8 protein-coding genes are annotated in these 14,303 nt (G+C 63.6%); 4 read left to right on the plus strand and 4 right to left on the minus strand.

All coding sequences use genetic code 11. From position 1 onward, the window contains the following. Positions 1 to 180: 180 nt before the first annotated feature. Positions 181 to 1,854, minus strand: coding sequence for a methyl-accepting chemotaxis protein (locus A6V37_RS35905; RefSeq protein WP_064286869.1), 1,674 nt, complete (start codon positions 1,852 to 1,854; stop codon positions 181 to 183). A gap of 510 nt (positions 1,855 to 2,364) precedes the next feature. On the opposite strand from A6V37_RS35905, the gene A6V37_RS35910 reads away from it, so the two are divergent. Together A6V37_RS35910 and A6V37_RS35915 are read left to right on the plus strand one after the other, a co-directional pair. Beyond that, positions 2,365 to 3,621: an MFS transporter gene (locus A6V37_RS35910; RefSeq protein WP_064271409.1), complete on the plus strand. Its 1,257-nt coding sequence runs from the start codon at positions 2,365 to 2,367 to the stop codon at positions 3,619 to 3,621. A 140-nt stretch (positions 3,622 to 3,761) separates the two neighbouring features. Further along, on the plus strand, positions 3,762 to 5,720 hold the full coding sequence (locus A6V37_RS35915; protein WP_075643614.1) for a propionate--CoA ligase: 1,959 nt from the start codon (positions 3,762 to 3,764) through the stop codon (positions 5,718 to 5,720). A gap of 93 nt (positions 5,721 to 5,813) precedes the next feature. On the opposite strand, the gene A6V37_RS35920 is transcribed toward A6V37_RS35915, so the two are convergent. Both A6V37_RS35920 and A6V37_RS35925 read right to left on the minus strand, forming a co-directional pair. Further along, complete coding sequence (locus A6V37_RS35920; RefSeq protein ID WP_064271413.1) at positions 5,814 to 6,641, minus strand: 5'-methylthioadenosine/adenosylhomocysteine nucleosidase; 828 nt, start codon at positions 6,639 to 6,641, stop codon at positions 5,814 to 5,816. After that, complete coding sequence (locus A6V37_RS35925) at positions 6,638 to 8,989, minus strand: UvrD-helicase domain-containing protein (protein ID WP_064271415.1); 2,352 nt, start codon at positions 8,987 to 8,989, stop codon at positions 6,638 to 6,640. The genes A6V37_RS35920 and A6V37_RS35925 overlap by 4 nt, the downstream gene beginning before the upstream one ends. Before the next feature lie 910 nt (positions 8,990 to 9,899). Here A6V37_RS35925 and A6V37_RS35930 point away from each other — a divergent pair. Both A6V37_RS35930 and galU read left to right on the plus strand, forming a co-directional pair. Continuing rightward, positions 9,900 to 12,779, plus strand: coding sequence for a valine--tRNA ligase (locus A6V37_RS35930; protein ID WP_064286870.1), 2,880 nt, complete (start codon positions 9,900 to 9,902; stop codon positions 12,777 to 12,779). Positions 12,780 to 12,856: 77 nt separating this feature from the next. After that, positions 12,857 to 13,738: a UTP--glucose-1-phosphate uridylyltransferase GalU gene (galU, locus tag A6V37_RS35935; RefSeq protein ID WP_064271419.1), complete on the plus strand. Its 882-nt coding sequence runs from the start codon at positions 12,857 to 12,859 to the stop codon at positions 13,736 to 13,738. A gap of 124 nt (positions 13,739 to 13,862) precedes the next feature. Here the strand turns inward: galU and A6V37_RS35940 are convergent, their stop codons facing one another. Continuing rightward, the gene (locus A6V37_RS35940; RefSeq protein ID WP_041746333.1) at positions 13,863 to 14,090 is read right to left on the minus strand and encodes a sulfurtransferase TusA family protein; all 228 of its coding nucleotides are present in this window, start codon (positions 14,088 to 14,090) and stop codon (positions 13,863 to 13,865) included. Positions 14,091 to 14,303: the final 213 nt, after the last annotated feature.

Raw genomic sequence — 14,303 nt, forward strand, 5'->3', positions numbered from 1 at the left:
GGCGATGAACCAGTTCGCGATCCTCTACGAGGACCGCTTCACAAGAAACCACTCATAAAATGCATTTGATGGCCTGCCATCCGGCAGGCTTTTACCTGCCTTGCACACAAAAATTCGGACACTCCCAAGGAAAGGCCAACGCCCCAAGAGCACAGACAAAGCGCCAAGCAGGCAAAAATACTACAGCCTGAACTTCCCAACCATAACCTTCAACCCCTTCGCCTGATCATCCAACGACTTGGCAGCAGCAGTAGCCTGCTCGACAAGTGCCGCATTCTGCTGCGTCCCAGAATCCATCTGCGTCACAGCGAGATTGATCTCCTCGATCCCAGCACTCTGCTCAGAGGAAGCCGCCGAAATCTCCCCCATAATGTCCGTCACCCGCTTAACAGCCTTAACAACCTCATCCATGGTCTGCCCGGCATCCTGGGCCAACGTCGACCCATTGCTCACCCGTTCCACAGAAGTACTGATCAACCCCTTGATCTCCTTCGCAGCAGCAGCACTCCGCTGAGCCAGATTGCGCACCTCGGCAGCCACCACCGAAAACCCGCGCCCCTCCTCACCCGCCCGCGCAGCCTCAACCGCCGCGTTCAAAGCAAGAATGTTGGTCTGAAAAGCAATCCCCTCGATCACCCCGATAATGTCGCCAATACTGCGCGCGCTATCGTTGATCTCGTTCATCGTCGCGACCACGCGGCTCACCACCTCGCCGCCCTTCTCCGCGATCTCGGAAGCATTGTTGGCCAACGTGCTCGCCTGCTTCGCGTTGTCCGCGTTCTGACGCACCGTCGACGTCAACTGCTCCATGCTGCTCGCCGTCCGCTCGAGCGCCATCGCCTGCTGCTCGGTCCGCTGCGACAGATCCAGGTTGCCCATCGATATCTCGCTCGACGCCGTCGCAATCGCATCCGCGCTGGACGCAATGTCGGCCACCGTCGTCGCAAGCCCGCTTTGCATGTCGTGCAGCGCGAACAGCATGCTCGACTTGTCCTTGCGCCCCAGCGCGATCTCGTTCGACAGGTCGCCCGCCGCGATCCGGCTGGCAATTTCCTTCGCGTACGCCGGCTCGCCGCCGAGCTGGCCGGCAAGGCGCCGCACCACCCACTCACTGATCCCGAACGCCAGCGCAATCAGGCCGGCGGTCATCACGGCGATCATCACGAACGACGAATGGTAGATAAAGCCCGACGCCTCGATGGTCGCCTTCGCGGCCGTGCCGCGCTGGGCGACCAGTTCGTCGACCAGCTTTTCGAGCTTGCCGGTTTCGACCAGCAGCGAGACGTCATTCGTGCCGACCTGCCAGTTCATCTGCGACAGGTCGAGCGGCTGCGCTTTCACGAGCGTCACAAAATCGCGCAGATGCCCGCTCCACACCGTGACGGCTGCGGCAAATTTCTTCTGCGCCTCGACAGCCGCCGCGTCGGACGTGTCAACGTACTGCTGCAACTTGGCATTTTCCGCGGCGAGACCGCTCAGGCCGTGGTCGATGTCGGTGCCGAGATCGTCACGCTCCTTCGCCGTCGAGGCGGTGAGCAGCATTTTTTGCGCGCGGCTCGCGCGCAGCATGTAGCCGCGTGCTTCTTCGGCCGCGCGGCTCGCCACGTGGCCCTGAACGTAGATGGAACTGGCGGACGCATTCAGCCGGCTGATCTGCGTCAGCGAGAACACGCCAATCAGGAGCGTGCCGATCAACAGCACGGCAAACGCGAGGCGCAACATCGTCTTGACCGACAAGCCCTTGAGCTTCACGCGCGAGCGCCTGGCCTGTCCCTGCGGCGGCAGGTTGCCTGCCGCGTCTTCCTCCGGTACGAACCCCGCGCCCTTGCGGCTGCCCAGCGAAACTGCTTTCATATTCCCCGTCTCCACGTCCGAATCTGCCGGAAAGGTCTGTTCCGGCATTGCTGCTTTTCTCTCCCGGTCTACGGCACGAACGTCCGCGATCTTTAGCGTCGCACGCGCGATATGCCGCCCGGTCCTCGGCGCACCGCTTTGTAAGCTTCGCGCCCGCGACCGTTTTATACACGGCCAAAAATATCCTCGAATCAGCTTGTTCAAATGACTTGCCGGCGATGCATGACCGTGGCAGCACTCCCGCCCGACGCACTGCCACGGTGCGCCCCGCGCCCAGCTTCGGCGCAACGGAAAAGCCGATCACGACAGGACATGTCCGATTCGCGACAAATCTTGTCCTTACATTTCGCTCAAGCCACTGTAAACTTCGACCCATGCCTGAACACGCGACGAAATGCCGCGGCATTCGAAACACGAACGAACCGGCGGCCGGCACGCAGCCTCGTAGCCTCGCCACGCCGGCGGCGTCAGATCCAGCCCGTCACTCATTTCTTCTCTCTCAACTAGCGTATGGAAACGAGCCTCGATAAAAGCGCCCTCGCCGGCACGCCAGCCGGAACCGCGGCCGCCAGCGCCGCGCAACCCGCCGCCAAAGTCCAGCGCACGGTCTATTCCGTGCTCGGTGCGATCAGCTTCTCGCACCTGCTCAACGACATGATCCAGTCGTTGATCCTGGCGATCTACCCGATGCTGAAAGACAACTTCTCGCTGACGTTCGGACAGATCGGCCTGATCACCCTGACTTACCAGATCACTGCCTCGCTGCTGCAACCGCTGATCGGCAGCTATACCGACAAGCATCCGAAGCCGTATTCGCTGCCCATCGGCATGGGCTTCACGCTTGCGGGCCTGCTGCTGATGTCGGTCGCGCCCAATTTCGGCGTGCTGCTGGTGGCGGCGGCGCTGGTCGGCTGCGGGTCGTCGGTGTTCCATCCGGAGTCGTCGCGGGTCGCTCGCATGGCCTCCGGCGGCCGTCACGGTCTCGCGCAGTCGCTGTTCCAGGTGGGCGGCAATGCGGGTTCGTCGCTCGGGCCGCTGCTCGCCGCGCTGATCGTGATCCCGCACGGCCAGCGCAGCATCGCGTGGTTTTCGGTGGCGGCGCTCGTGGCGATTGTGGTGCTCACGCAGATCGGCCGCTGGTACAAGCAGCATCCGTCGGTGAAGAAAGCGCGCAGCTCGGCCGGCCACGCGACGCTGTCGCGCGGCAAGGTGATGTTCGCGATGGGCGTGCTGGTCATGCTGGTGTTCTCGAAGTACTTCTATCTCGCCAGCATCAACAGCTACTTCACGTTCTATCTGATCGACAAGTTCCATCTGCCGGTGCAGGCCGCCCAGGTTCATCTGTTCGTGTTCCTCGCGGCGGTTGCCGCGGGCACCGTGATCGGCGGTCCGATCGGCGACCGGATCGGCCGCAAGTATGTGATCTGGGTGTCGATTCTCGGCGTCGCGCCGTTCACGCTGCTGCTGCCGTACGCGAACCTGTTCTGGACCGGCGTGCTGACGGTCATCATCGGCGTGGTGCTGGCCTCGGCGTTCTCGGCGATCCTCGTGTATGCGCAGGAGCTGGTTCCCGGCAAGGTCGGCACGATCGCGGGCCTGTTCTTCGGCTTCGCGTTCGGCATGGGCGGGATCGGCGCGGCGGTGCTCGGGCAGCTGGCCGACGCCACCAGCATCGCGTACGTGTACAAGGTCTGCTCGTTCCTGCCGCTGATCGGCGTGCTGACGGTGTTTCTGCCGGATGTGGAAGGCAAGCGCGCGAAAGCCTGATGAGCGCTTGCGGGACTCGCATGTAGGAAGAAAGGCGCTGCGGCGCCTTTTTTCTTATGTGCCGCTCATGGTGAACCCGCGTTGTCCGCCACGCCGGGCCTGCACTATGCTTGTGCGGATGCACGCGCGACCTAGGCGCCATGCAGCACGGCCGCCTGACCCGACACCCGTTCACTCACGCAGCAGAAGGATCGCAGCAGATGACGAGCTACCGCGATTTCCACCGCCGTTCGATCGAGCACCCCGAGGCATTCTGGCGCGACGAGGCCAAGCGCATTCATTGGCAGACTCCGTTCGACACCGTGCTCGACCGCTCGAACCCGCCGTTCGCGCGCTGGTTCACAGGCGGGCGCACGAACCTGTGCCACAACGCGGTGGACCGCCATCTCGCTGAACGCGCACAGCAGAACGCGCTGGTGTATGTGTCGACGGAAACCGGCATCGAGCGGCACTACACCTACGCCGAGCTGTACGCGGAAATCAACCGGATGGCCGCGGTCATGCGCTCGCTCGGCGTGAAGCGCGGCGACGTGGTGCTGCTCTACCTGCCGATGATCCCCGAGGCGCTCTTCGCGATGCTCGCCTGCGCGCGTCTCGGCGCGATTCATTCGGTGGTGTTCGGCGGCTTCGCGGCGCCCAATCTCGCGGCCCGCATCGACGACGCGAAGCCCGTGCTGATCGTGACCGCCGACGCCGGCGCGCGCGGCGGCAAGGTGATCGACTACACGCCGCTGGTGGACGAAGCACTCGCGCGCGCGGCCCACAAAACCGCCCACGTGCTGCTGATCGACCGGCAGCTTGCACCGGAGCGCCTGAACGCCCCTTACCTGGTCGCCTACGAGCCGTTGCGCGAACAGTTTTTCGACGCTCACGTGCCGTGCGAGTGGCTCGAATCGAACGAGCCCTCGTACGTGCTGTACACGTCGGGCACGACCGGCAAGCCGAAGGGCGTGCAGCGCGACGTCGGCGGCTATGCGGTGGCGCTGGCGGCGTCGATGGAACACATCTTTCAGGGGCGGCCCGGCGACACGATGTTCACCGCCTCGGACGTGGGCTGGGTGGTCGGCCACAGCTATATCGTCTACGCGCCGCTGATCGCGGGCCTCACCACCGTCATGTACGAGGGCACGCCGATTCGTCCCGATGGCGGCATCTGGTGGCGGCTCGTCGAACAGCACAAGATCAATCTGATGTTCACCGCGCCAACCGCGCTGCGCGTTCTGAAGAAGCAGGACCCGGCGCTCATGAAGAAAGCCGATCTGTCGAGTCTGCGCGCGCTGTTTCTCGCGGGCGAGCCGCTCGACGAACCGACCGCAGCGTGGATCGCCGACGCGCTCGGCAAGCCGGTGATCGACAACTACTGGCAGACCGAAACCGGCTGGCCGATGCTGGTGATTCCGCGCGGCGTCGAAGCGCTGCCCACCAAGCTCGGCTCGCCGGGCGTCCCGGCGGCCGGGTTCAATCTGACCCTACGCAACGAGCTGACCGGCGAGCCCTGCCCGCCCGGCGAAAAAGGCGTGCTCACACTGGACTATCCGCTGCCGCCGGGCTGCATGCAGACGGTATGGGGCGACGACCAGCGCTTCGTCAAAACCTACTGGTCGAGTATTCCGGATCACCAGGTCTATTCGACGTTCGACTGGGGCGTGCAGGATGAGGACGGTTACGTGACGATCCTCGGCCGCACCGACGACGTGATCAACGTGGCCGGCCACCGGCTCGGCACACGTGAAATCGAAGAGGCGCTGTCGGGCCACGCGGCCGTCGCGGAGGTGGCGGTGGTCGGCGTCACGGATGCGGTGAAGGGTCAGGCGGCGATGGCTTTCGTGGTGCTGCGCGACGCGCAAGCCTTCGCGGACCCGAAGAAACGGGCGAAGCTGGAAGCCGAACTCACGGCCACGGTCGATCGCCAGCTCGGCGCGATTGCGCGGCCGTCCCGCGTGGTGGTGGTGTCGATGCTGCCGAAGACGCGCTCCGGCAAGCTGCTGCGCCGCGCGATCGCGGCGCTCGCCGAAGGGCGCGAGCCGGGCGATCTGCCGACTATCGAAGATCCTGCGGCGTTACAGCAGGTGCGCGAGGCACTGGGCGGCGCCGGGTAATCGTAGCGTTCGCTCACGTTGGTGTGGCCTTAACCTTACGCGCGCGTGCCGTGATGCCGCCATGCATCCGGCGCCGCGCTCAACGCCCGCGGGTCAAGCCGGTGAACCGCGCGACTCCAGGAACCGTTTCAGGATCGCGTTCGAATACGTCCCCGCGATCTCGGTGAGGAACGACACGAACGAGCCGGGCGCATGATCGTCGGCGGTATCGGAGATGGTGCGCACCACCGCGCACGGCACGCCGTATTCATAGCAGACCTGCGCGATCGCCGCGCCTTCCATCTCGACGGCAAGCGCATCCGGCAGCGCGTCGCGCAATGCCTGAACACCCGTAGCACTGGCCACGAACTGATCGCCGCTGATGATCAGGCCGCGATGCACGCGCGGCTCGCGTGTACCGAAACGCTCCGCCGCGGCGGTGCCCTCCTCCGCGACAAAGCGTTCGCAGGCGGCGGCAAGCCGGTCCGCCAGCGACGCATCCGCGGCAAACCGCGACACGCCCAGCAACGGCACCTCGAAGCGCGGAAACAGCGGCGACGCGTCGAGATCGTGCTGCAGCAACGCATTGGCGACGACGATATCGCCGACCCGCACTTCCGCGCCCACGCCGCCGGCCACGCCGGTGAACACGACCGCTTCGACATCGAATGCGTGAATCAGCGCGCTGACCGTGGCCGCCGCCGCCACTTTGCCGACCCGCGCCAGCGTGACGACGCACGACGCCCCGTGCACCGTGCCGAGGTGATAGTCGCGCTGACCGTGCGTGATGGTGCGCACGCCGGACTCGGCGCGCATTGCTTCGATCAGATCGCCCAGTTCCTGCGGCAGGGCCGCCAGAATGCCCAGCGGACGATGCGAAACCGGCGCGCCGCCGATGCCGGGGTGCGCGCCAACACCTGCCTCAATACCCGTTGTACTCATTCGACCGCCTGCAGTTTCGCGACCGCCAGCGCGAGCCACTTCTCGCCGTGCCGCTTGAATTTGACCTGTGCCTTCGCGTCGGTGCCGCCGCCTTCGAGCGCGGTGATCGTGCCTTCGCCGAACTTGGTGTGGAACACCTGCTGGCCGACGCGGAAACCCGTTTCCGCCGCCCGCTGTTCATTCGCGAACGCGGGCAACTGCGCCGGCGTCGACGACGCGGGTCCCGTATAACCCGGCCGCGCGAACCAGTCGCGCCCGTAACCCGCGTTGTCCGAGCGGCCGCCCCAGCGCGCGCCCGCCTCGACCTTCGGCGTGAGCCACTTGAGCGTTTCCTGCGGCAGTTCGTCGAAGAAACGCGAACGGATGTTGTAACGCGTCTGGCCGTGCAGCATCCGGCTCTGCGCGAACGACAGATACAGCCGTTCCTTCGCCCGTGTGATCGCCACGTACATCAGGCGGCGCTCTTCTTCCAGACCGTCCGATTCCATCGCGCTGTTTTCGTGCGGGAACAGGCCCTCTTCGAGACCGGTGATGAACACCGCGGTGAACTCGAGCCCCTTGGCCGCGTGCACCGTCATCAGCTGCACGGCCTCCTGGCCGGCCTGCGCCTGGTTGTCGCCCGCTTCGAGCGAGGCGTGCGACAGGAAGCCCGCGAGCGGCGTCATGGTGTCCGGGTTTTGCGCCGGATCGGCAACGCCTGGTGCGTCCAGCACGACGACGTTCGGATCGTCGGTGGCGACCGCCAGTTCGGGCGCCGCGGTCGCGCCCGGGCGCAGCGGAATCGAGCGCGCCGGCGTGTCCATGCCGTAGCCCTCTTCGCTGACGAACGCCGCGGCCGCGTTGACCAGTTCCTGCAAGTTCTCCAGCCGGTCCTGGCCTTCGCGTTCGTTCTGATAGAACTCCGTGAGACCGCTCGTGCGGACCACGAACTCGACGGTTTCCGGCAGGCTCATCTGCTGCGTTTCCGCGCGCATCTTGCCGATCAGATTGGCGAAACCGGCGAGGCTCGACCCCGCCTTGCCCGCCACGTACGGAATGGCCGCGGCCATCGAGCAGTTGTACAGACGCGCCGCGTCCGCCAGTTGTTCGATGGAGCGCGCGCCGATGCCGCGCGTGGGGAAATTGACGACGCGCGCGAACGCGGTGTCGTCGTTCGGATTGTCGATCAGGCGCAGATAGGCGAGCGCGTGCTTGACTTCCTGACGCTCGAAAAAGCGCAGGCCGCCATACACGCGATACGCGATGCCCGCGTTGACCAGCGTGTGTTCGATCGTGCGCGACTGCGCGTTGCTGCGATAGAGGATGGCGATTTCGCTGCGCGACGTGCCGGTGCTGATGAGCGCCTTGATTTCCTCGACGATCCAGCCGGCCTCCTGCGAATCGGTGGCGGACTCATACACGCGCACCGGTTCGCCGTGCCCGGCGTCGGTGCGCAGGTTCTTGCCCAGACGGCGCGAGTTGTTGGCGATCAGCTGATTGGCGGCATCGAGAATATGGCCGTGGGAGCGGTAATTCTGCTCGAGCTTGATCAGGTGGCGGACGTTGAATTCGTGTTCGAAGTCGCGCATGTTGCCGACGTTCGCGCCGCGGAACGCGTAGATCGACTGGTCGTCGTCGCCGACCGCGAAGATCGAGTTGGTCTGGCCCGCCAACAGCTTGAGCCACGCGTATTGCAGCTTGTTGGTGTCCTGGAACTCGTCGACCAGAATGTGGCGGAAGCGCGCCTGGTAGTGGGCGCGCAGCGGCGGATTATGGGCGAGCAGTTCGTAGCAGCGCAGCAGCAGCTCCGGGAAGTCGACCACGCCTTCACGCTGGCATTGCTGGTCGTAGGCTTCGTACAGCTCGACGAATTTGCGGTTGAAGTTGTCGGTTGCGTCGACGTCTTTCGGCCGCAAACCCTGTTCCTTCGCGTTGTTGATGAAGTACTGGAGATTTTTCGCCGGGTACTTTTCATCGTCGATGTTCAGGCCCTTCATCAGACGCTTGATGGCGGACAGCTGGTCTGCGGTATCGAGGATCTGGAAGGTGGCCGGCAGGCCCGCGTCGCGATGATGCGCGCGCAGCATGCGGTTGCACAGGCCGTGGAAGGTGCCGATCCACATGCCGCGCGTGTCGATGGGCAGGAGCGCCGACAGGCGCGACATCATTTCGCGGGCGGCCTTGTTGGTGAAGGTCACGCCCAGGATCGTGGCGGGCGACGCCAGGCCGTGCTGGATGAGCCACGCGATGCGCGTGATCAGGACGCGGGTCTTGCCGCTGCCCGCGCCGGCGAGAATGAGCGCGGGCTCGTTGGGGAGCGTGACGGCGGCGTGTTGTTCGGGGTTTAGATTGGCTAGCAGATCGGGCATTTTTCTGGGGGGACGGCAGGTCGATCCATATTATAGGCCCCGGCGGGGGCGTGCTTTTTTTCGTTGTTCTGGAGGGGGTGGCCGTTTCTTGAATTCGCGGTGGTCTGCTTGTGGTGTGTTGGCCTTTCCTTGAATTCACGGTGGTCTATTAGCGCTGCCCCTGTGCGGGGCGGCACCTACTTTCTTTGCCGCGGCAAAGAAAGTAGGCAAAGAAAGCCGCTTTCCCACCGCTAATTCTTAAGCGGGCCCCCTGGCTTGGAGGGGGTAGTGGTGCATCTGGAATCGGTGCTCCCGCACACTCCGCCCTGGTGACAAGGCAGTCATTCTTCCGGCGGCGCTGCGCGCGCCGCAGCGGTAGTTCAGTAACTGGGGGATTCGCCGCCTCGTCATACTTCGCAAGCTTCCCGCCCCCGCCCAGCCATACTTTTCACATCGCTCCCGCTGCTCTCGCCGCTACCACGCAGCCACGATCAAACCAGCAAAGTTCGGCGTCTCGCCGAGGCGAAGCCGATGGCCCCCGCCACGCAGAAGCGCAGCCGCTGGTCTTCCAGGCAGACCGTTCCGGCGAGCGCGCAGCGCGAGGCGGGAAGTATGACGGCCTTGTCACCGCGGCCGAATGTGCGACAGCACGGATTCCAGATGCTCCACTACCCCCTCCAAGCCAGGGGACCCGCTTAAAGGTTAGCGGTGGGAAAGCGGCTTTCTTTGCCTACTTTCTTTGCCGCGGCAAAGAAAGTAGGTGCCGCCCCGCACAGGGGCAACGCCAATAGACCACCGTGAATTCAAGGAAAGGCCAACAAACCCCGCAAATACAGACCACAACCAAAAGCGCCGCACGGCCCAAAAAGTCCCCACCCTTATGCCGCCGCTTATAATCAAACATTCTGTGCATCCAACACCCGATCGACAAATGAGCGAGACCCCGAGCGACACCACCTCCACGCTTGCCAAAAGCTTCGAGCCCCAGACAATCGAAGCCCACTGGGGCCCCGAATGGGAAAAGCGCGCCTACGCGGCGCCCGCGTTCGAACCGAACAAAAAAGATTTCTCGATCCAGCTGCCGCCGCCGAACGTCACGGGCACCCTGCACATGGGCCATGCGTTCAATCAGACGATCATGGACGGCCTCGCCCGCTACCACCGCATGCTCGGCGAAAACACCCTGTGGGTGCCGGGCACGGACCACGCGGGTATCGCCACGCAAATCGTCGTCGAACGTCAACTGGACGCGCAAGGCGTCTCGCGCCATGACCTCGGCCGGGAAAAATTCGTCGAACGCGTGTGGGAATGGAAGCAGCAGTCGGGCTCGACCATCACGAATCAGGTGCGCCGCCTCGGCGCGTCGATCGACTGGTCGCGCGAATACTTCACGATGGACGACAAAATGTCGGCCGCCGTGCGCGATGTATTCGTACGCCTGTATGAACAGGGCCTGATCTATCGCGGCAAACGCCTCGTCAACTGGGACCCGGTGCTGCTCACCGCGGTCTCCGACCTCGAAGTCGTCAGCGAAGAAGAAAACGGCCACCTCTGGCACATCCAGTACCCGCTCACCGACGGCTCGGGCCATCTGACGGTCGCCACCACGCGCCCGGAAACCATGCTCGGCGACACCGCCGTGATGGTGCATCCGGAAGACGAACGCTACGCGCACCTGATCGGCAAGACCGTCACGCTGCCGCTGTCGGGCCGCGAAGTGCCGATCATCGCCGACGACTACGTCGACCGCGAATTCGGCACCGGCGTGGTCAAGGTTACGCCCGCGCACGACTTCAACGACTATCAGGTCGGCCAGCGCCACAAGTTGCCGATGATCGAAATCCTCACGCTCGACGCGAAGATCAACGACAACGCGCCGGAAAATTACCGCGGTCTGGACCGCTTCGAGGCCCGCAAGCAGGTCGTGATGGACCTCGAGGCGCTCGGCGTGCTGGAATCGGTCAAGCCGCACAAGCTGATGGTGCCGCGCGGCGACCGCACGGGCGTCGTGATCGAGCCGATGCTGACGGACCAGTGGTTCGTCGCCATGAGCAAGCCGGCGCCGGAAGGCACCTTCAATCCGGGCAAATCGATCGCCGAAACGGCGCTCGGCGTGGTTCGCAGCGGCGAAATCAAATTCGTGCCGGAAAACTGGACCACCACGTATTACCAGTGGCTCGAAAATATCCAGGACTGGTGCATCTCGCGCCAGCTCTGGTGGGGCCATCAGATCCCGGCGTGGTACGGCGACAACGGCGAAATCTTCGTGGCGAAAACCGAGGAAGATGCCCGCGCCAAGGCCGCTGCAGCGGGCTATACGGGCGCGCTCAAGCGCGACGAAGACGTGCTCGACACGTGGTTCTCGTCGGCGCTGGTGCCGTTCTCGTCGCTCGGCTGGCCCGCCGAGACGCCGGAGATGAAGCACTTCATGCCGTCGTCGGTGCTGGTCACCGGCTTCGACATCATCTTCTTCTGGGTGGCGCGCATGGTCATGATGACCACGCACTTCACCGGCAAGGTGCCGTTCGACACGGTGTACGTGCACGGCCTCGTGCGCGACGCCGAGGGCCAGAAGATGTCGAAGAGCAAGGGCAACACGCTCGACCCGATCGACATCGTCGACGGCATCGACCTCGACGCGCTGGTCGCCAAGCGCACCACCGGCCTGATGAATCCGAAACAGGCCGCGACGATCGAAAAGAAAACCCGCAAGGAATTCCCGGACGGCATCCCGGCCTTCGGCACCGACGCGCTGCGCTTCACGATGGCCTCGATGGCCACGCTCGGCCGCAACGTCAACTTCGATCTCGCGCGCTGCGAGGGCTATCGCAACTTCTGCAACAAGCTGTGGAACGCCACCCGCTTCGTGCTGATGAACTGCGAAGGGCACGATTGCGGCTTCGGCCAACCGGCGCAATGCGGCGAATGCGGCCCCGAGGGCCATCTGCATTTCTCCCCGGCCGACCGCTGGATCGTCTCGCGCCTGCAACGCGTGGAAGCGGAAATCGCTAAGGGTTTTGCCGACTATCGCTTCGACAATGTGGCCAACGCCCTATACAAGTTCGTATGGGACGAATACTGTGACTGGTATCTCGAGCTCGCCAAGGTGCAGATCCAGACGGGTCAGCCGAACCAGCAGCGCGCAACACGCCGTACGCTGCTGCGCGTGCTCGAGACGGTGCTGCGCCTCGCGCATCCGGTGATTCCGTTCATTACCGAAGCGCTGTGGCAGAAAGTGGCGCCGTTGGCCGGCCGTTATCCCGAGGGCAAAGCCGAGGGTGAAGCGTCCATCATGGTGCAACCTTACCCCGTTGCGGAACTTTCCAAGATCGACGAAGACGCAGAGCAATGGGCCGCCGATCTGAAAGCGGTGATCGATGCGTGCCGCAATCTGCGTGGCGAAATGAATCTGTCGCCCGCGGTGAAGGTGCCCTTGCTCGCCACCGGCAACGCGGAGCGCCTGCGCACCTTTGCTCCGTACGCCCAGGCATTGGCGCGTTTGTCCGAAGTGCAGATCATTGCCGACGAAGCGACTCTGGATGCGCAAGCAGATGGCGCGCCTATTGCTATCGTAGGAAATGACAAGCTGGTGCTGAAGGTGGAAATCGACGTGGCTGTCGAGCGCGAGCGGTTGTCGAAGGAAATCGCGCGATTGACCACGGAAATCGCCAAGTGCAATGGCAAACTGCAGAACGAGAGTTTCGTTGCGAAGGCGCCGCCGGCAGTTGTTGAGCAGGAGCAGAAAAGACTGGCAGAATTCGAAGCTACGGTGGGCAAGTTGAGCGCCCAGCTGGCCCGTTTGCCGGCCTGATCGACGCTTCACGCCCGTCCTCCACGAGAAGACGGGCGCGCGAGCGATAGCTAATCCAGAGGATTCAGGGTATTCACATGCTAAAAGTTACAAAGGCGGTCTTCCCGGTAGCAGGTCTCGGCACCCGGTTCCTCCCTGCCACCAAGGCAAGCCCGAAAGAAATGCTGCCGATCGTCGACAAGCCGCTGATCCAGTACGCGGTGGAAGAGGCGATGGCCGCGGGGATCACGGAAATGATCTTCGTCACGGGCCGTAGCAAGCGTGCGATTGAAGATCACTTCGATAAGTCATACGAAATCGAAGCCGAACTGGAAGCACGCGGCAAGGACAAGCTGCTGGAGCTGGTGCGCAGCATCAAGCCGAGCCACGTGGACTGCTTCTATGTGCGTCAGCCGGAAGCGCTGGGCTTGGGCCACGCGGTGTTGTGCGCCGAAAAGCTGGTGGGTGACAACCCGTTCGCCGTGATCCTCGCGGACGACTTGCTGTACGGCACGCCGCCCGTCATGACGCAGATGATCGAGGTATTCGATCACTACCACAGCTCGGTGATCGGAGTCGAAGAGATTCCGCCGCAGGAAACCAAGTCGTACGGTATTGTCGACGGCAAGGAATGGGAAGACTCGATCATCAAGATGTCGGGCATTGTCGAGAAACCCGCGCCCGAAGTCGCGCCGTCGAATCTCGGCGTGGTGGGCCGCTACGTGCTCAAGCCGCGCATTTTCGATCACATCCGCTCGATCAAGCCGGGCGCCGGCGGCGAATTGCAGCTCACGGACGCGATTCAGTCGCTGCTCGCGGACGAGCAGGTGCTGGCGTACAAGTATCACGGCACGCGTTTCGATTGCGGCAGCAAGCTGGGTTATCTGAAGGCGACGGTGGAGTTCGCGCTGCGTCACCCCGAAGTGGCGGCCGATTTCGAAGAGTATTTGCGCACGCGTTCGCCGGTGCTGGAAGGCTGAACGGTTTTATGCCGGTTTCGTCCGGGTAGTAGTAGCACCGGGCCGATGTAAAAAAGGCGCTGTGCCCCGTTTATTCGGGCACAGCGCCTTTTGTTTTTGCTGAGACGCGTGTTGGGCGCGTGTTTTAGCGGCGCTTCATCAGGAACGTGAAGACCTTGTCCTGCGCCGAGCTTTCGACGATTTCATTGCCGGTTTGCTTCGCAAATGCGGCGAAATCGCGCTGCGAGCCCGGATCGGTGGCCAGTACCTTGAGAATCTGGCCGCTTTCCATGTCGGCAAGCGCCTTCTTGGCGCGCAAAATGGGGAGCGGGCACATGAGCCCGCGCGCATCGACTTCCTTGTGAATCTGAATTTGCATCGACGATGACCTTCGGGGACGGGGCGTCGGGTTTGGCGCCTGGTTGAGGGTCAAATTCTACCGTAGGTGGCGGGGTTCTCGGGAGTGTCCGAATTTTTGTGTGCAAGGCAGGTAAAAGCCTGCCGGATGGCAGGCCATCAAATGCATTTTATGAGTGGTTTCTTGTGAAGCGGTCCTCGTAGAGGATCGCGAACTGGTTCATCGCCG

The organism is Paraburkholderia ginsengiterrae (assembly GCF_001645125.1).
In the GTDB taxonomy this organism is placed as follows: domain Bacteria; phylum Pseudomonadota; class Gammaproteobacteria; order Burkholderiales; family Burkholderiaceae; genus Paraburkholderia; species Paraburkholderia ginsengiterrae.

Coding starts and splice junctions, on each gene's coding strand:
- A6V37_RS35905 (WP_064286869.1), bottom strand. CDS start 1,854: ATGAAAGCAGTTTCGCTGGGCAGCCGCAAGGGCGCGGGGTTCGTACCG.
- A6V37_RS35910 (WP_064271409.1), top strand. CDS start 2,365: ATGGAAACGAGCCTCGATAAAAGCGCCCTCGCCGGCACGCCAGCCGGA.
- A6V37_RS35915 (WP_075643614.1), top strand. CDS start 3,762: ATGCAGCACGGCCGCCTGACCCGACACCCGTTCACTCACGCAGCAGAA.
- A6V37_RS35920 (WP_064271413.1), bottom strand. CDS start 6,641: ATGAGTACAACGGGTATTGAGGCAGGTGTTGGCGCGCACCCCGGCATC.
- A6V37_RS35925 (WP_064271415.1), bottom strand. CDS start 8,989: ATGCCCGATCTGCTAGCCAATCTAAACCCCGAACAACACGCCGCCGTC.
- A6V37_RS35930 (WP_064286870.1), top strand. CDS start 9,900: ATGAGCGAGACCCCGAGCGACACCACCTCCACGCTTGCCAAAAGCTTC.
- galU (WP_064271419.1), top strand. CDS start 12,857: ATGCTAAAAGTTACAAAGGCGGTCTTCCCGGTAGCAGGTCTCGGCACC.